Origin of the sequence: Embleya sp. NBC_00888, from assembly GCF_045207655.1 — a bacterium.
Taxonomy (GTDB): Bacteria; Actinomycetota; Actinomycetes; order Streptomycetales; family Streptomycetaceae; genus Embleya.
Genome location: NZ_CP108785.1, coordinates 5,713,144 through 5,731,424, shown reverse-complemented (window position 1 = coordinate 5,731,424; position 18,281 = coordinate 5,713,144). Strand labels below are relative to the sequence as shown.

The following is an 18,281-nucleotide window of genomic DNA, read 5'->3' as shown; positions in this document are numbered from 1 at the left end:
ACGCGCGACCCTACGGGTCGCAAGAGGTGTTGGTTGGAAGTGACTCCGTCACTTCCAACCAACACGCAATCGCTACGCGATTGCCCGCCGAACCGAACGCACCGGTCCCCCCGATCGATGGGCTCCGGAACTGTGCTGGCAGCACGGCGGGTTGGTGTGTGGTTCCGTCTCCACTGCGGGACCGGCGATTCGAGACAACGACCGGTGGGGCAAACCAACATCGCACGATGCCAGAGGACTTGAGATCGTCATGCGCCAACCATCATTGGAAACAGGCGACTTCATGACCAGTCGAAGACTTCCAATATAGGTGGGTGTCGCATCACGCAACAAGACCATGCATCAGAACTTCTTGCCGGGTACGATTCGGGGAAATCCACAGGCCCCACCGGACCCCAACCCCGGCCTGGTGCGTCCCGTCACGCCGGGCAGGGCATTCTCACCGTGCGGCCGGCCGATCCCAGGGCGTCGTCCCACTCACCCGACCGCGACGAGATCACCAACTCCCCCACGGACAAAGACGGATCCCGATTTCGCACCCACGCACCCCATGGACAGTCCGATGAGAATCCACCGGACAACCACACAGGACCCCACGAGCCCGCTCCGCGGCCCCACCGCCGCACCCGACGGGCCGAACCGGCACCGACCCCAGCGCATCGAACCGGCCCTCCACAGCCATCGCAAGCCCACCCCGACACCCACACCAGGAACCCCCGACAAGCGGCCTGGACACCCTCCTGCGGCCCTCACACCCGAGCCCGCCACAACCCACCCGCCGACGCCCCATACCCCCGGAAACCACGCCCGAAAGTCGTAAGGAAAACCCGGCGGGAAAATCAGCCCGAAAACCCCGGAACCTGCAGGTCGACAACCCTCCACCCGGCGCAGCGGCCGGCGACCCCCACGCAGCAGACCGGACACGAGCAACTCCCGGAACCGGGACGCAGGAACCGGACCGAGGTACGGGTTGTGCCCACGGACGACTCGACGAGGCCGCGTCCGCAACTCGGCATGCTCGGCATCGTGTGATCCCACCCCCACGCCGTGTCCGACAGGCAATCCTCAATCGTGTTGCGCGGCCTTCTCAAACCCTGCGGCACCACAGGCCAACCGCCCCGTCACCGAGCAGGCACCCATCGGGGGCGGGTGATCGGCAGCCCCTCACGCTCCGGGGATTCGTCGGGTCGTCGGGCGAGTGGGAGAGGCGTCGGCGGGGCTTCGCATGAGGAACTTTCGAACAATTCCTTACCACTTACCGAAATGTTGATTCCTTACACGAAGCCTGTGCGGTGGGGGCGGGCCGGGTCGGTGTGGTCATCGGGTCCCGCGCCGCCGGGATGGTGGAGGTTGGGGGGCACGCGCGCGGAGCCGGCATCGATCGGCGAGCGCGGGGAGTTCGGGGGCGATCCCGTGGGGATCGCTCGGGTCGACGAACAGGAAGGCGCTCACGCCGGAGGTGATCCACGTCAGGTGACGGGCGGCGATCAACGAACGGCGAGCCCAGGGCGGCACGGGATACTCCACGCAGCCGTAGTGGTAACCGGACGGATCGTGCAGGAGCAGGGCGTCGGCATCCGGGGAGAGGTCGGTGGCGCGGGTCCACACGAGCTGGGCGGTGGAGGCGGCCGTGAGCACCGTGGCCACCACCGCTGCTGCGGGGCGGGGGTGGGCGGTGGCGGCGTCGAGCCTGCGGAGGATCTCCGCCGCGGTGGCCTGCCGCAGGCGCGGCACGACGGGTGGACGCAGTCGGGCGAAGGTGCGGGCGGGGAAACGGCGACTGCGCGGGGTGCAGCCGCATCCGGGGCGCGGTGGTTCGTGCCGGCTGCGCTCGCCCAGGCGGGCCAGGGCGGGCAGGGTGATCCACCGGTTCGTGGGCCGCCGCGGCACTGCGGAGGCCGCGATGTCGGGCTTGGGGTCGGTGGGTGGGAGCAGTGCGGCGGCGTCGGCGAGGTGGTGCGGGACGGTGGCGAGCGCGCGGGTCAGGGCGGTGGGGACCGTGGGGCGGTGGCACACCGCCTGGAGGCGGATCCCGGTGTGCGCGCGCAGGGTCAGCAGGTGTTGCCAGCACGATGGGGGCAGTAGGTGTGCGCGCAGCAGTGTCAGGTGGGTGATGTCGGTGGTGAGAATCCATGCCGCGGCGGTGGCCCATGCGATCCGGTTCCGGATCTGCTGGTTGCGGGGACCGCTGGGGTGGGCGAAGGGGACGGGCTTGCCCAGGGCGGCGAGGACGTCGTAGGCGAGCGTGAGTGGTGAGGTGGCGGCGGGCGTGGGGTGGACGGTCAGTCGCCCTTGGGCGGGGTGGTGGGCGTGGAGCGCGGCGCGGGTGTGGGTCACGTCGTCGAAGGGGTCGAGGACCACCGTCACCGGTGGGAGGAACGGGGTGTTCGTCATCGGGCGGGTGCTCGGCGGGTGAGTTTGCTGTAGGCCCAGCGCAGGAGTTCCTCGTCGACGCGGGTGCGGTCGGTGGCGTCCAGGCCGGTGGTGAGGTGGTGGGTGATCTTCGCCCAGGCGCGGAAGTTGCCGTGGGCGGCTTCGCGGTCGCAGGTGGCGATCAGGTCCGGGTCGGCCTCGGCCCAGATCGGGTGGAAGGCGGGGATGACGGCGAGGACTTCGTCCAGGGGCATCGGGCCGATCTCCTGCCAGGCGTATACGCGGGATTCGAGCATGGGTTCGCTCTGGAGCATCTCGAAGCAGCCGTTGCCTCCGGTGAAGACGATGGTCAGGTCGGTGTCGGTGTCGTCCCAGAGGTAGCGCAGGTATTCGAAACAGAGTTTCGACAGCCATTGGGCCTCGTCGCAGACCAACACCCGGCGTTCCTCCAGGGCGCCGCGGAGCATGCGGTCGAACTCGATCGCGTGGGAGGGTGGGCGGCCGGGCAGGCCGAGGGCGTGGAAGAGTTCGTGGCGCAGGTCGCGGGTGCTGGGGCGGGCGCGGAAGACCACGCGGTGGGTGGTGGTCGGGGCGAGTTCGCGCAGCGAGGCGTTCACCGCGAGGGATTTGCCGTGGCCGGCGGTGCCGTGGACGCAGATCATCGCGCGCGCGTCGATCGCGGCGCGGATGTCCTCCCTGACGGCGAGCAGGGTTCTGGTGCCCACGATCTGGGCGCCCTTGAGGCGCATGTAGTGGTCCTCGCGTTCACCGGGCAGGCGGCCCTTGCGTGTCGCGGTGCTCATGTCGGTCGCCTTCCTCGGACGGACTCGGCGGTCGGCGCGGTGCGGTGTCGCAGTTCCGTTCGCCGGTGTCGTCGCCGGTTGTCGGTGCGGTGTTCGTGTCGGAGGCCGCCGGTTGCCTGGTGCGGGGGCGTGCCCAGGTCGTCGGTGGTTCGCGGGGCGGGATCAGGTCCGGCAGCGCGCGCGAGGCCAGGTCCGCCTGTCGGGAGCGAGTCAGCTCGGCCTCGGCCTGCGCGGCGGTGAGTGCGCCCAGTTGTCGGGGGGCGGTCGCGGTGGTGACCGCCGCGTAACGCCGTCGGCGTTGTCGGTCGGCCTCGGCCAGGGCGTGTGCCAGGGTGCGGCGTTCGGCGTCCTTGGCTCGGCGCAGTGCGGCGCGTTGTGTGGCTGTGGCCTGGTCGGCGAGGTGGGCGCGGCCCAGGTGGGCGTGGGTGGTGGCGTCGAACACCTCGATCTCGTGGTCGTGGTGTGGGATGTAGCGCAGGCGTACGCGGATGCCGTCCTTGCCGTGCATCCATGGGCCGACGTAGTCGCGGCCGCGCCAGCGGATTCCTTTGGTGGTCAGTGTCCTGGTTCGGCCGTCGTCTTCGAGGGTGAAGGCCCAGAGCAGGTCGGGGGGGACGTCCTCGATCGGGGTCGGGTCGGCGTTCCACGCCTGCAGCGGGGTGCCGGCGTGGGCCTGGCTGTGGTGTTCGGTGTTCCACCACGCGATCCAGTCCAGGAGTCGGGAGGTGAATTCGACGAAGGGCAGTACGTGGGTGGGGGCGGTTTTTGGGGGTCGTGCGCGGAGTGAGGTGGTGGGGGTGTGGAGGTGGCCGGGCAGGGCGATGCAGAACGTACTCGCCACGCAGGCGTTGAGGTTTTCCACCGTGCCTTTGAGGTCCGGGCGGTATGGCGGCAGGTCGTGCACGGGTACGGCGAACGCGCCGAGCGCGGTGGTGACGGTGCGGGAGAGGAAGTCCTTGCCGCGGTCCACGCGGACGAGTTCGGGTAGACCACCGATCGGGCCGTAGGGGCCGTCGGGTTCGTCTCGTGACATGGCGATGCGCAGCGCGGCCAGGATCGCGTCGCGGGAGGGGGTGTGGGGGGTGACGGCCGCGCCGGGGACGGCTCCGGTGGCGCAGTCGATGAACCAGGTGACCCACGGTGTGACCAGTTCCCCTTCCAACTCGACCTGGACGGGTAGGTGTTTGTGGTCGGCTTCCCAGCAGGCGTTGCGCCATTGGCGTGGGCGGGCCAGGTGGACGTCGTGGAGGCGGCGGGCGCGTTCTCCGCCTTTGAACGCGGCGCGTTGGCCGGTGTTGACGTCTCGGCGTATCGCGCGTTGCAGTGTGGCCAGTGACGGAACGTCCGGCGGGGCCGTGCTCGTGTCCCCTGTTCCTGTGGTGCGGTGTGTGGCGGCCGCGTGGGCCTCGGCGATCAACTCGCGGTGCACGGCTGCCGCGTTCCCGCCCCACAGCGCCAGCCGGGCGTGCAGGTCGGCGGTGATCGTGAACCGTGGCCGTGGGCGAGGGGTGGTACGGCCTTCCTCACGGGCCGTTTGCAGCCAGCGCTGCAGGGTGCGTGGTGACTTCCCCGCTGCGGCTGCAGCCAGTCGGAGGTGCTCGGGCGTCAACGCGCCCCGGGCTTCCAACCCCGTGAGGCGGGCGATCACTTGCTCCCGGGCCGCAGCCGCCGGCACCACACCGGTTGCCCACAGGTCGTCCTCGGGTGCGTCGGTCACCACCACTCCCCCCTTCCCCTTTTTCCTGCCCGGCCCCGGGAGCCGGACGACCCGGCCGTCGGAACACCGCTTCCTCCAGGAACACGGAAACCGCGTCACCGTGACGCCGAAAACGGCATTCCGATGACGCGGGCGGGACGTTCTGGTAAAAGCCGGACAGCGGGCGGCCCAAGGGGAAGTTGCAGGACGCCGACCTGCGGGACGTCGTTTCCATGACGCCACAAAACCGCACCGGAAAGACGCGACCAGGGCCCTACATGGCTGTGACCAGGCAGATCTGTCACACGATCGACGACATACTCACGCGGCCACCACGACACCCAACCGCAACTTCACACTCGTGATCGGGACCGCCGAACCACGGGAGCTGGCGGACCTCACCGTCACGGTCAGACCGAAGTCGAACACCTCAGGCCGACCCACCAGCGAAACCTCCTCCACCTCGCTCCAGAGCGAACGCGGCCCCGCCTGAAGGACATTCGGACACCGGCCCCCGGCAAAACCCGCCGCGGCCACCGACGGAACCCCGCAGCCGGCCGTCAACCACAACGTGCCCTCACCCGCACGCTCACCCGGAGCCACCACGGGCACACACCCCGGAACCCGCAAACCGACGACGAACGCCACCGGATCACAGGAACCACCGACCACATCCACCAACGACAACTCCGTACCGCCGGCTCCCCAACCCGGACCCTCCGACACACCGCCCACCACCATCCCGGCCAGCGAACACACCGCTTCCCAAAGGGAATTCTCAATCGCGTTGCACATCCCTCTCAAACTCTGCGACACCGCAGGTCAACCGACCCCTCGCGAACGAGCGCGCCCCATCCACACACCGAAATCCCAGGTCACAAAACACAAACCACATTCTCAATCCGTGCCGCACCGCAGGTCAGCGCACCACACCCGCACAACCCAAGTGAGACGACGTACTCGCCAACTGCCGCCGACCCCTGGAAACCCGCACCAACCCCGCCCGCCGGGCGCAGCGATGGGAACGGCTCGCCGCCGTCGACCCCGACTGGAACCCCATGGGCCGCACCGACCCGGCACGGCGATGGTCGGTGGACTGGCAGCGGATACTCGCCCTGGTCCGGCTGCACGTGGAAGGCGGTGGGCGCCCGGCCGAGTTGACGCCGGGTCACACCATCGGCGGCGAACCCGTCGGACGATGGCTTCAGCGACAGAAGACGAGCTGGGCGGAACTGACCCCGGCGCAGCGGAGGGCGTTGACCGGGCTCGGCGTTCGACGGGTGCGGGGGGTGCCCCTATGGGTTTCGTCAAGGGAAATCGGGCTGCATTCGGGGTGGGGAGCCGGGCAACATGGTGGTGTGCCCGATCTGCTGTGGGATGACGTGAAGTGTTTCTTCGATCCCGACCTGATGGGATCCCTGCCGGACATGCGTGTCCCTGACGCCTCGGTGGAGGACTGGCAGACGGTCCTTGATCTTGTCGAGGCGAGAGGCTGGAAGTGCCGGTACTCCGAGGGCGAGATGGTGCTGCCGGTGCCCCGGGCGAGGGCCGTGCTGTCCCGCCCGCGTGACGCCGAGTGTCCGAACCTGCGGGTCTGGCCGACGGGTGGTGTGTTGGCGATCTTCCGTTTCCACGACCACGACGAAATCGACTTCGACGTCGACCTGGGGGAGTTGCAGGGCCAGGAGCGACTCGATGCGTTCTGCGGATTTCTGCGGGAGATCGGGCGGGGTTTGGGCAAGCCCGTGCTCATGGACCCGGAGGGCGACCACGGCCATCCGGTGCTCGGATTCGAGGTCGGGGCCGACCGGGTCGTCCTCCTGACCGAGCCGCCGCTCAGGTGACCTCCGCCGGCCGGGGTTCGTAGAAGGTGCCGTCTCTGAGCATGGCGAAGAGGACGTCGGCTCTTCGGCGGGCGAGGCAGAGGAGGGCTTGCGTGTGGTGCTTCCCCTGGGCTGTCTTCTTGTCGTAGTAGGCCCGGGAGGCGGGGTCGTTCAGGGCAGCGAACGCGGAGAGGAAGAACGCGCGTTTGAGCTGCTTGTTGCCTCTCCGGGAGGGCTGTTCGCCGCGGATCGACGATCCCGAGCTCCTGGTCGCCGGGGCCAGGCCCGCGTAGGCGGCGAGGTGGGCGGCGGAGGGGAAGCGGCTGCCGTCGCCGACGTCGATGAGGATCCGGGCTCCGGTCCTGACGCCGATGCCGGGCATCGAGGTCGGGACCTTCGAAAGAGGGTGGGCCTCCAGGAGCTCCTCGATCCTGGCGGCGAGGACTTTGCGCTGGTCCAGGACGGCGGTGAGCGAGCCGGCGAGGCTGGGGACGATGAGCGCGGTCGCATCGGTGCCGGGGACGACCGCGGTCTGTTCGTCGAGCGCGGCGAAGATGTCGTCGACCAGGCGTTCGGCCATGCGTGGGGCCTTGGGTCGTATGAGGTTCACGAGGCGTCTGCGTCCGGCCTTGCGGATCAGGGCAGGGGACCCGAATCGCTGCAACAGCGTGAGGATACCGGGGTGTTGGATGCGTGGGCCCAGGACGCGTTCCAGGTGGGGGTGGATCTGGGTGAGCAGGCCGCGCATCCGGTTGGAGACTCGCGTGGCCTCGCCGGCGAGGTCGTCGTCGAAGCCGACGATCATCTCCAGCTCGGCGATCGCCTCGTCTGCGGCCTCGATTGCCCGCAGGGTGTGGGGCATCGAGCGGGCGGCGTCGGCGATGACGAAGGCGTCGCGGGCGTCGGTTTTGGCCTCGCCGGGGTAGAGATCGGCGATCCGCCGCATGGTCAATCCGGGCAGGTAGGCGACTTCGCAGCCCATGTCCCGGGCCACCGCGAGCGGTAGGGCGCCGATGGAGGCGGGCTGGTCGACGACCACGAGCACGGTTCCGTGTTTCGTGGCGAGTTTGGCGAACACCTCGCGCAGCTTGGGCTCGCTGTTGGGCATTCGCTTGTCGAGGACCTTCTTCCCGGCCGGGGTCAGCGCGGTGGCGTGGTGTTCGCCCTTGCCGACGTCCAGGCCGAGGAAGACGTCGATGTCGCCGATGTCGATCACGTGCTTCCTCCAATCGTTTCCTGCCCGGCCGTCCCACGGCACCGATCGCCACATCCACATTACGAAGAGCCTCCCGACCTGCGGACAAGCCGGTGGTCATGCCCCTAATCAGCGGTCTGTCGATGCCTTCGGGATCGGTGACACCACCCCCCTGGCCATGCGTTCAACAGGGGGAGACAGTCATGCCGGTCCCGAAGGCCGGGAGCCCCGTTGCGGGGCCACCAAAAAGGTAATGGGGAGTGCGAGGAGAGGGCGGCCCCGGCGGGTGTCGTTGTCAACCGGTGGACGCTCACTCTCGCCGCCGCGGGTGCGTTCCGGGCGCGCGAGGTGCACCTGACCGTACCCCGCAGGCATCTCGAGATCGTCCGGGCAGGCGGTGTGGACCACGAGGTGAAGTTGGGGGTGGCGTTGGCGAACGCGCGGCAGCGGCGGGGTCCTACCCGCAAGACAGGCTCGACGCACTCTCCGCTCTGGGCATGCGATGGGCGTAGCGGCGCGGTCGCCTGAACCGCCGACCGCGCTGGGGCGACGCGTCCGTGAGGGTGTCGCCGCGGCCGGTCGTGGAAGGGCTCGCGTCGGGCTCTCGGGCTCGGTGGCGGCCGGGTCGAATCGGTCGGCGGTTAGGGGCTGTTGCCTTGGCTTGCGTTGATGTTTTGGTCCGTTGGGCGCGGGTGCTCAGTTCCGTGTCAGTCGCGCTTGGTGGTGCCAGTCGTGCCCGGTATGTGGGTGGTCGAATGTGGGGATCGGATGATCTGCGTCCTGCCGCAGGGCTTGAAGTCGATGGCCGAAGGATGTGCTGAACAGCCCGTAGTGGCCGGGGGCTTCCTCGAGTACGCGGAACATCCGCGCCGCCTCGAGGATGGGCCGCGCGCGGGGCGGAACGGTGTACCAGACCAAGGGCGGCGGACTGTCTGGGTCGTGGTCACGGCTCCACTGTTCCGGTAGTGCCAGGCGGGTACCGTTTTCGTCGATGCCGTCCACCGTGGTTGCCGCCACCTGGTCCGGGTGGGCTCCGGTGAACAGCAGCGTGGCGAGCGCGGAGAGTTGTACGGGATGCGGAACGGCGCGGCTGACGCGGTGCGCGACGTGGGCGGTGAAAGGGACTGTGCAGATGCCCGGTCCCCCGGCGGCTTCGAGGTCGGTGGGCACGGTCAGGCGCAGCCCGTGTGCGGCGAAGCCGGCCTGGGCGCCCTGGACGCGGGCCGTGGTGTGGCCGGGGTTGGGGCTGAGGGTGGTCAGGCGGGACAGGAACAGTTCGAGGTCGGCTTGGTCGGGGGGCGTCGAGGGGGTGATGCGGTGCCGGGCCAGCCAGGTCTTGGCGGCGTTTTGCCCCGCGCGGTGCTGGGCGCGCGAACTCGGAGTATCCGCCGGGTTCGACGTGCGCGGCCTCTCGGCCGGGAGACCGGTGTCCTGGGTCTGCGGCGCCGCGAACGGTGGGCGGAAGCGGTTGGGCGTGGTGGGCGGGACGAACAGGCCCAGCGCGGCGTGGACGCCGTCGAGGCGCTGCAGTTCTCCGGCGAGACCGGCTTCGGCAAGGTGGAGATCGAGGCGGGCCGTGTCCGGGCGGCCGGGCGGGTTGGCGATCAGGACCAGGTGGATGCCGGTCGTCGCGCGTAGGGCGGCCAGGCGCTCGGTTCGGTCCGGAGTCAGCAAGTGGGCGCGCAGGAGTATCAGTTGCCGGATGTCGTCGACGGTGAACCAGCAGGCGACCGCTCTCCACGCGGGTGCGGCGGTGATGGCCCGGCCGTGGGTCGGGACGTAGGCGGTGCGGCCCAGTGCGGAGAGGATGTCGCGGGCCAGGAACGTCGAGGTGACGGTGGCGGGGGTCGGGTCGACGGTGATTCGCCCGTGCCGGGGATCGGAGCATTGCCGAGCCGCGCGGGCCAGTGCCGCGTCGTCGCCGTCGTCGGTGATCAGCGTGACCGGCGGTGCCGGCCGGGAGAAGAGGGTCAGGGGTTTCATCGGCGAGGCGGAGGGTCGATACGGTCCGCGATCCGCTCGAGTAACTCCGGTGTGACGGCGCCGGTGTGGGCGAAAGTCTGGGCGCGGCGGGTGTGATGGGTCAGCGCTGCCCAGCGGCGCAGCCGGCCGTGGGCGAAGCGGGCGTCCATGTGGCGCAGCACCGTGTGGTCGGTGTGCCGCCAGATCGGGTGGAGGCGGGAGATGGCCTGCGGCACGTGGTCCGGGAGCAGCGGGGTGATCTCCACCCAGGCGGCGGTGCGGGAGGCCAGCATCCGTTGTCTGCGCAGCAGTTGCCCGCTGTCCTCGCCTGCGATCAGCACGATGCACAGGCCGCCGGGGAGGGTGTCGTACAGGTAGCGCAGGTACTCGAACGCGGCGGGCGAGAGTTGGTGTGCGTCGTCGACGACCACGATTCGCGGCGGTCGGGTCAGGGTGTCGAGGATGCTCGCGTCGCAGACTCCCGGGTCTGAGGGGGGATCGCCGGGGAGGTGGAGGGCGTGGTGGAGGGCCGCGCGCAGGTCGGTCGGCTCGGGGTGGGCGCGCAGGTCGAGCCGGCAGTGCCGGTCGGGCGGGTGGCCGGCGAGTGCGAGGCGGACGGCGAACGTCTTGCCCACGCCGGAGGCTCCATACAGGCACAGCATCGCCCGTTGGGCGAGGCAGGCCGTGAGGGCGTGTGTCGTGTCGAGCAGGCCGGGGGTGCGCAGGGCCCGAGCACCCGGCAGGTCCAGGAAGTGCATCCCCGCCTCGAGGGGGTGGGGTACCGGAGCGAACAAGTGGGACGGCCGCCGGGGGTCGGAGGTTGTCAGCACTGTTTCAGTGCCCACTCGATCACCTGCTGGTCGACGTCGCCGGTCCTGAAGTGCTTGAGGCCTTTGAGGACGTGGTGGGTGACCTTGGCCCACTCGCGTATGGAGCCGTCGGCGTGCACCCGGTCGATGTGCTGCAGGAGTCCGGCGTCTGCGGTCTCCCGGGCCGGGTGGGTGGCGGGGACGACGCTCATGGTCTCCTCCTCCGACATGGCGAGGACCTCGGTGCGGGTGTAGATCCTGGAGGCCGGCGGGGTGGATCCGCGAAGAACCGGTTCACCGCAGTCCGGTTCAGGCACTCCGCCTCACCCTTCAACCGCGTGCTGCGCACGACCTCGACCCGGACGACGGCCTCGGGGTCGTGTCCGCGTCCTGCATGGACCACGACAGTAGGAACGGCCCCGGCCCTCACCGCCACGAATTCACACTACTCACCCGAATGGATGAACCCATATCGATTCCCCTCGCACTCACCGGCTGTGCCTGCCAAGCGGACCCGGACCCCGGAACATCAACCCGCGCCACCGGCGTAGGAGACACGGGTTCCCTGACTGTCAACGGCCACGCGGCCACCTGACGTACTCGACAGGGGCTGTGCTGTCAGCGGTATGCCGATACCGGTCAACCGGGTGACGAATCTCTGGGACACCTGATGTCGGAGCGGCCGTTCGGGCTGCCTGACGGCTCGGCGAGAAGGGGGATGCATGACGGATGGGGGCGGTGAGGACTACCGAGGTGGGGTGCAGGCCGTCTTTCCGTCACGCCTGGGGCGGGCCGCGGCGATGCCCAGGCTCCTGGACCTCGATGGCCGCGGGGAACTGACGGCCGTGCATGTGCGCTTGGTCGCACAGGCGTTGGGGAAGTCGGAGCGCACGGTGTGGCGGTGGCTGGCGGTCGCGCGCCGGGACCGGCGTCTCGCGCGGGTGGAGGCGTCGCGCTTCACCGTCACCACGGAGATCCGGCAGTTGCTGGCGCTGTGGGGCGGCAACGCCTCACGGGTCCACGCCGAGCTGGTACGGCAGGCGGCCGAGGATCCGGACGCGCCGGCTGTGCCGTCGCTGTCCACGCTGCATCGGGCGGTCCGCCGGGACCTGACCCGCGGCGAGCGGGCCGGCCTCAAGAGCGGGGAGGCCGCCCGGCGCGCCCACGACGTGTTCGGGCAACGGCCGCCGACGCACCGCAACGCGGCGTGGGAAGGCGACCACAAGCACGTTCCCGTCGAGGTCGACGTGGAGGGAGAGTTGGCCACCCCGTGGGTGACCTGGTTCATCGACTGCGCCACCAAGGTCGTCACCGGGGTCGCGGTCACCGCGCACGCGCCGAGCCGGGACGCGGTACTGGCGTCCTTGCGGATCGCGATCACCCGCGGAGGACCCTTCGGGCCGATGGGGGGACTGCCCGGTCGGATCCGGGTGGACCGCGGCAAGGAGTTCCTGTGCGCGACGGTCACCGCGGCGATGGGCGCGTTCGCCGTCCCCGTCACCGACCTCCCCGCCTACAGCCCGCATCTGAAAGGCACCATCGAGGCGTTGAATGACGCGGTGGAGGAGATGTTCCTCGTCTCGCTCCCCCGCTACACCGGCCGCCAGAGGCTCACGGGCGGCCGGCTCGCCGACCCGGACGCCCCACCGCTGACCTACGAGGCGTTCGTGGGCCTGCTGTTGGACTGGGTGACCTGGTGGAACACCGAACACCGGCCGGCCGCCCTGAACGGCAAAACCCCCGTCCAGGCGTGGCAGGCCGATCCGACACCGCTGGCGGATGTGCCCGCCGGGCAGATGGCGACCTTCGCCCTGGAAGACGACGGGCGCACCTACACGATCACCACCAACGGCGTGCGCCGCCGGCGCCGCGACTACCTCGCCCCCTGGATGAACGGCCGTACCGGCACCAAGGTCTCGGTACGGCACCTGCCTCACCATGACGACACCATCGAAGTCTTCGACGTCGTCACCGGCCGCTACCTCGGGCCGGCGTTTTTGGCCGCCGCCGCGAGTCGTGAGCAGATCCGCTCGGTCCAGGCCGCACGCACCGCGGCCGCCCGCCGGCTCAAGGCCGATCTCAAGGCCGCGGAGAAACTGCGCCGCCGACGCTTCGAGGCCTCCACCGTCGCGGCCCCGCCCCGTCTCCTCGCCTCGCCCACCTCTTCGCAGGCCGAGGACGAGTTGGGCACGGCGGCGCGGGTGGACCGACGTGCGCTGGCGCGCCCGGACTTCGTCCCGCACGGCCCCGCGCCCGCCGGCTGGGTCCGCCCGGTCGCGGCCGCTCCTCCCCCGGACAAGGACACGGATGATCACTGACCCGGACTACGGACTCCTGCCCGACGAGAGCGAGGACCACTTCCTGGGCCTTGAGCAGGCGCGGTTGGTGGGTACCGAAACACTGCTGACCACCCGGGACAACATCGAGGCCGTGATCGAGGCGAAGGCGATGATGTGCGTCTACGGGCCGGCCGGGTCCGGCAAGACGATGTCGGTGAACTCCGCCCTGCGTCACCTGGCCCCCGACATCACCCATCGTCTGGAACTGCGTGCCGGCCCCACGCCCAGGGACATCCGTCACGGGCTCTTCCGGGCGTTGGGGCTGCCGGGTGAGCCTCCCGCGCGTCCCATCGAGTTCGACACCCTCCTCAAGGACGCCCTCGCCGAGGAGTTTCGGGTCCTGGTCTGTGACGAGGCGCAGTGGATGAAGAAGACCGGGTTCGAGTTCTGGCGTCACCTGTGGGACGACAAGCGCACCGACATCGCGGTGATCTTCGCCGGGGGCGACGGCTGCTACAAGGTTTTGCGCCGGGAGCCGATGCTCGCGTCGAGGATCTTCATATGGCAGGAGTTCACCCGCATGTCCAAGGAAGAGGTAAGGGCTACGATCCCCGCCTTCCACCCCGTCTGGGCGGACGTGGACATCGCGTTGATCGACGCGATCGACAAACAGGCCGCCCACGGCAGCTTCCGCAACTGGGCCAACATCACCACCCACGTCCTGGCCGGGATGCGGAAGATGGAACTCGTCCGGGTCGACGGGGACTTGGTGCGCTGGGTGTACAGCAAGATCGGCGGCATGTGACGCACCTCGCCGCGCCGTCGGCGGGGCCGACGGCGTTCTCGGTGTCGGCACCGGATCCGCTCCACGTCATCGTCGATCGCCGTGACGATCCCGCCTGGACGGCGACCGTGCTCGGGGGCGCACGACGGGGCGGCGGGCCGGGTCACCGTCCATCCGACACCGGCGGCGGGTGGTGTGGCCGCGCCGGCGCAGGACGTGTTGTACGCGCACTGGGCGACACCCCACGCGGCAGCGGGGACGCGAAGCCGGACCGACGGACGGGACGCACGCTTCCTGAACGGAAGACGTCGGCGGCCCGGCCCCACACCCGAACCCGGGCGCGGAGGATCCTCGGCTCCCATGCAGTCACGACCCGTCGGCCCCACTGAGGCTCGGGCCCATCACAGGCGAGGCGTGTACGCCTGGCAGAGAGCCGGTCGAGGATCGATCCTCAAGGCATGAACAACGAGGACTCACCAAGCGATCTGCCCGACAACTGGGCGCACCACCACCGGTTCGGCACCGCGCTGCCGACCTGGCCCGAGAGTGACCACCTCGGGCGGGCATTCACGCTGTACGGGGGCTTCGTGCACGCCCTCACCGGAACTCCTGTCGAGGGCGCCTTCCCGAACGCTATCGCTGCCGCCGCTCTCTTCGGACGTGGGTACACGCAACTTCGGGCCGCGTACGAGCTCGCCGCACAGGGGTTCAACGCCGAGGCGTTCAACCTTCTCCGCTCGGTCTACGAGTCGACGGGGCTCGGCCGCATGCTCGCCAAAGAAGAAGGCACGGCCCAGAAGTGGATCGAGAAGGGACAGTGGACTCCCGACAAGAAGGTCCGCGAATGGCTCGGCGAGGCACAGCACGAGTCGGAAGACGGGGTGAGGCCCTACGCCAACTTCTACCGCGAGGCGAGCGCTTGGGCCCATCCCAAGGCGGTGTCGTGTCTGGGGCTTCTCCACGTGGAGGACGACGTGATCAACGTCCAAACCACGATCATCTTCGACGCCGACACGAGCCGGAAGGTCGTCTCCGCCATCACCTGGACGACCGTCTTCGCGTGTTTCGCCCTCAGGAACGCCGTGGTCGACGAACGCGTGATCCCACCGGAATGGAGGCAAGAACTCTTCGCTCTCGCACGCGCACTGTCTGGCGATGCCATGCCCCATCTCGAACGGGATTGGGAGCAGGAACGCACCCGTTTCGAAAGCGTGTTGTCACGGCTGAGGGACGCCAACGAACTGACCGAGACGTTGAGGACCGACCCGCGCTCGTGGGACAACCTTTCCGCCACGCCGGAAAACACGACAACGGATTAGGACAACCACCGGCCAGGGAACACACACCAGGGCGCGGTCCGTCGTCTTGGGGCGCCGTCGCCCACTCGTGTCGCCTCGCCCTTGTCGCCCTGGTGATCGGCGAACCCGAGGTCCTCGCAGTGACCGATCCGGTGCCCTGACGCATGTAAGCGACAGCCACGGCGGTGCAGGCCCCCGGTCCACTGACACGAACCGGCCTGTGACCTGGACCAACACCACCCGTCATACCGATCTGCGTTCAACCGACCCGATGATTCGTCAAAAGCGTCAGCAGAAGATCGGCACCCACCGTCAACGGACCGCCCAGCCCCGCACCCCACACCACAAGCCGGAACGCCGACTCCACCCCACTGACAAAACCCCGCCGAATCTCCACCGACACACCACCGCAGATCATCAGCTTCTTGTACGCGTAGTAGGTGGACGGGTGGATGCTGCACGCGTGTGCGGTGAGCACGGTGCAGATCGGCTCGACTCCGCCGAAGCGGTCCCGGTGCTCGTCGATGAAGGCTACGAGCGCGTGTGTGGCCGGTCGAGCTCGGCCGCGAAGAAAGACGCCGCGGCTTTGAGGATTTCGTTCGCGCGCTTGAGTTCGGCGTTCTCCTTTTTCAACGCCTTGAGTTGCGCGGATTCCTCCGTCGTGGTCCCGGGTCGGTGACCGGCGTCGACCTCCGCCTGGCGTACCCAATGGCGCAGCGACTCGGGCCCCACATCGAGCTTGGCGGCGATCGATCGGATCGCCGCGTGCTCGGACTTGTACTGGTCACGGGACTCCAGCACCAGGCGCACGGCCCGCTCCTTGAGGTCCCTTGGATAGTGCTTCGGCATGATTCGTCCGATTCTCTCAAGAACGAGAGTCTCGATCAAACCCGGAGCGGTTCACAAGACAGCAAAACCCAGGCCACACAGCCAAGATCCAAAGTCCCAGATCCTGCAAATCCAATGGTCAACACATGATCAATCGACAAGATCTTTCAAAACAGCCGGGACGGAGCAGCCGATGTGGCGCGGCGGGCGGCGCGGGTCGGGGTGGATCCCGGGGAGGCGTTCGAAGTGGCGTGGGCGATGGTGTGCCGATGGTGGGAGTCGGCGCTGACCTGGGAGCGGGAGGAGATCTGGCCGCGGCGACTGCGCGCGGTCGCGGGCGGGGACGCCGGGGATGACTACTTGTGGTGGCGGGTGGTCGGACGGGACGCGGTCGTCTTCCCGGAGGTGGTCGCGGTCGCGGACGCGCTGCTGGATCCGGTCCTGGCGGAGCGGTTGTGGCGCAACAGCGTTGCCGGGCGGCCTCGGACGTTGTCCGCGGACGGGGCGTTCTGCCGCGAGCTCGGGGAGCGCGTCGGGCGGTCGTGGTTGGGGCCGGTTGTCGCGGTCGACTACGGCGGCCCTTTGATCGCGTGGATGGGCGCCGTCATCCGCCGACGGCGTGGGGGCGCGGGTGGGGGTGTGGGGTTCGGGTGGGTAGACGACCCGTGGCGGGTGCGGCAAGAGGATCGACCGGCGACCACGGCCGCGCTGTTGCGGTCGCTGGGCAGGGAACGGAAGGCGGGCGGCTCGGGGACGCTGTGGCGCACGACGGTGCCGGCAGAGGAACGCATGCTGATCGGCGAGCTCGTGGATGGTGTGCAGGAACAGTTGGTGCAGCTGCGTGGAGCGCAGACCGGCAGCACCGCGGACGCGGCCCGGGCGGTACTCCGACGGCCCGTCCGACCCGCCGACGACATGGGACCGTCCGACCCATCGGCTCCGGCAGCCGGTGTCGGCCGGCCGGTGCCATCCCTGGCTGCGCAACTCCCCTGCGTGTCATTCGATGTATGGGTTGACGATGCGGTGGGGTCGCTTGGCGATCTCCAGTACGTTCTGCGGGAAGCGGGGGCCGGCGACGTAGTGGCGGCCCTTGGTCTGTCCCACGGCGGTCAGCACCCCTGCCTTCGTCAGCGCTTGAAGGTCGCGTGTCGCCTGTTGGGTGTTGATCGCTTCGGCCCGTTCGTAGCGGGAGCGCCGCACTCTGCCGACCATGGCGACTTCGTGGAGGGCTGTGACCTGCCGTTCGGTGATGCCGTCGGCTTCGGCGGCCTCCATGAGTTGCACCCAGCATTCGTTGGAGCGGTCGACACGGTGCCGCACTCGCTGGGCCTGCTGGTGGTAGGCGAGGAGGTTGAACTTGATCCACGGCAGGGTGTCGCGCTCGGGCGACCAGACGGGGCCGCCGACCTCGCGGAGCACCTTGTAGTAGTCCCAGGTGTTGCCCGGCATCCCCAGCCACTCCTCGATCGAGGAGAACTCGGGGGCCAGGACTCCGCCGCGGGCGATCAGCAGGGTCTGCAGCGAGCGGGACATCCGCCCGTTGCCGTCCGACCACGGATGGATCTTCACCAGGTTCAGGTGCGCCATCGCGGCCCGGATGAGCACGTGGTCGTCGAGGTCGCCCTCGTTCAGCCAGTCGACGAGTTCGCCCATCAGGCCGGGGACCAGTTCCTGATCCGGACCCTGGTAATCGGTCTCCAGTTCGTCGCCGGGGGCCGTGATCCGGATGGAGGTCTTTCGCCACTGCCCCGCCGTCTTCAGCGGATGATGATGTCCCTGCAGCATCCAGTGGAGCGCGTTCAGCAGTTCCTTGCCGTAGCGGAAGTCGGCGACGTCGTGCAGCGACTGGATGTACGTCATGGCCTGCTGGTACGCCAGCGTCTCCGCCTTGTTCTCGTCACTGGCCTCGACTTCGCGTTCCCCGTCCATCAGGTCCGCGACGTCCTTGGCATCGACCCGGTAGCCCTCGATCGTGTTCGACGCCGCGATGGCGCTGGCCGTCAGGGCCTTGCGCAGGTCGAGGGTCCATTTCCTGGGGGCCTGCTGGACCGCGTGGCGCAGCCGGTCACGCATCGTGTCGACCTGTTCCAGGACCTGCAGGTCGACCGGCTCGAGATGGGGAATCGCATACAGCATGAGGCAATGATACCCGGCTCCTATCATTTCGTGCTTGTGGCTTACGGCCACACCGACCCGGCATGCGCGCCACCGTGTGTACGGCGCAGCGGCGGGTGGGCGTGGGGTGTCACACGGCGGCGGTGCGAGACGGTGCGGTCGAAGGCGCGGCGGCGGGTGGTGGCCGGGCTGGGTGTCGCGAGGCCGGGCGGTCGTGGGACTGCGACGTCCGGGAACGCAGCGACCGGTGGGCACGGATCGGGCGGTGAGGTGGGTGTGGCCGGGCCGCGCGGCGCAGCGGTGGGTGTCGGGGCGG

12 protein-coding genes and 1 pseudogene are annotated in these 18,281 nt (G+C 69.3%); 4 read left to right on the top strand and 9 right to left on the bottom strand.

Translation table 11 applies throughout. The annotated features are described in order from the left end of the window. Positions 1 to 1,317: 1,317 nt before the first annotated feature. Genes OG948_RS59570 through OG948_RS59560 form a run of 3 tightly spaced genes read right to left on the bottom strand, consistent with a single transcriptional unit; the run spans position 1,318 to position 4,821 of the window. A complete protein-coding gene (locus OG948_RS59570) occupies positions 1,318 to 2,394 on the bottom strand; it encodes a hypothetical protein (RefSeq protein ID WP_331768902.1) in 1,077 nt (358 codons plus the stop codon). Next, positions 2,391 to 3,176: an ATP-binding protein gene (locus OG948_RS59565; protein WP_331768903.1), complete on the bottom strand. Its 786-nt coding sequence runs from the start codon at positions 3,174 to 3,176 to the stop codon at positions 2,391 to 2,393. The genes OG948_RS59570 and OG948_RS59565 overlap by 4 nt, the downstream gene beginning before the upstream one ends. Further along, positions 3,139 to 4,821: a Mu transposase C-terminal domain-containing protein gene (locus OG948_RS59560; RefSeq protein ID WP_406300151.1), complete on the bottom strand. Its 1,683-nt coding sequence runs from the start codon at positions 4,819 to 4,821 to the stop codon at positions 3,139 to 3,141. Before OG948_RS59560 ends, OG948_RS59565 begins: the two co-directional genes overlap by 38 nt. A 1,409-nt stretch (positions 4,822 to 6,230) precedes the next feature. Between OG948_RS59560 and OG948_RS59555 the strand changes: the two genes are divergently transcribed. Continuing rightward, positions 6,231 to 6,716, top strand: coding sequence for a hypothetical protein (locus OG948_RS59555; protein ID WP_331768905.1), 486 nt, complete (start codon positions 6,231 to 6,233; stop codon positions 6,714 to 6,716). Here the strand turns inward: OG948_RS59555 and OG948_RS59550 are convergent. From OG948_RS59550 to OG948_RS59535, 4 genes are all read right to left on the bottom strand, one after another. Further along, positions 6,709 to 7,965, bottom strand: a complete 1,257-nt coding sequence (locus OG948_RS59550) for an IS110 family transposase (protein WP_406292718.1) — start codon at positions 7,963 to 7,965, stop codon at positions 6,709 to 6,711. The genes OG948_RS59555 and OG948_RS59550 overlap by 8 nt on opposite strands. Positions 7,966 to 8,586: 621 nt before the next feature. Further along, entirely contained in the window at positions 8,587 to 9,873 is a 1,287-nt protein-coding gene (locus tag OG948_RS59545; protein ID WP_331768907.1) for a hypothetical protein, read from the bottom strand. After that, complete coding sequence (locus OG948_RS59540) at positions 9,870 to 10,610, bottom strand: ATP-binding protein (RefSeq protein ID WP_331768908.1); 741 nt, start codon at positions 10,608 to 10,610, stop codon at positions 9,870 to 9,872. Before OG948_RS59540 ends, OG948_RS59545 begins: the two co-directional genes overlap by 4 nt. Positions 10,611 to 10,675: 65 nt before the next feature. Next, a complete protein-coding gene (locus OG948_RS59535; protein WP_406292720.1) occupies positions 10,676 to 10,873 on the bottom strand; it encodes a hypothetical protein in 198 nt (65 codons plus the stop codon). 588 nt (positions 10,874 to 11,461) lie between these two features. Between OG948_RS59535 and OG948_RS59530 the strand changes: the two genes are divergently transcribed. The 3 genes from OG948_RS59530 to OG948_RS59520 all read left to right on the top strand — a co-directional run bounded on the left by OG948_RS59530 (position 11,462) and on the right by OG948_RS59520 (position 15,043). Then, positions 11,462 to 12,979 (top strand): Mu transposase C-terminal domain-containing protein, encoded by a 1,518-nt coding sequence (locus tag OG948_RS59530; protein ID WP_406300152.1) that lies wholly within the window; start codon positions 11,462 to 11,464, stop codon positions 12,977 to 12,979. Continuing rightward, on the top strand, positions 12,969 to 13,745 hold the full coding sequence (locus OG948_RS59525) for an ATP-binding protein (RefSeq protein WP_331768911.1): 777 nt from the start codon (positions 12,969 to 12,971) through the stop codon (positions 13,743 to 13,745). Before OG948_RS59530 ends, OG948_RS59525 begins: the two co-directional genes overlap by 11 nt. Before the next feature lie 437 nt (positions 13,746 to 14,182). Next, positions 14,183 to 15,043, top strand: coding sequence for a hypothetical protein (locus OG948_RS59520; protein ID WP_331768912.1), 861 nt, complete (start codon positions 14,183 to 14,185; stop codon positions 15,041 to 15,043). Between the two features lie 400 nt (positions 15,044 to 15,443). Here OG948_RS59520 and OG948_RS59515 read toward each other — a convergent pair. After that, positions 15,444 to 15,871 (bottom strand): annotated as a pseudogene (locus OG948_RS59515) (transposase); the annotation flags it as partial. A gap of 975 nt (positions 15,872 to 16,846) precedes the next feature. Beyond that, positions 16,847 to 17,986 (bottom strand): Fic family protein, encoded by a 1,140-nt coding sequence (locus OG948_RS59510; RefSeq protein ID WP_331773379.1) that lies wholly within the window; start codon positions 17,984 to 17,986, stop codon positions 16,847 to 16,849. Positions 17,987 to 18,281 lie beyond the last annotated feature (295 nt).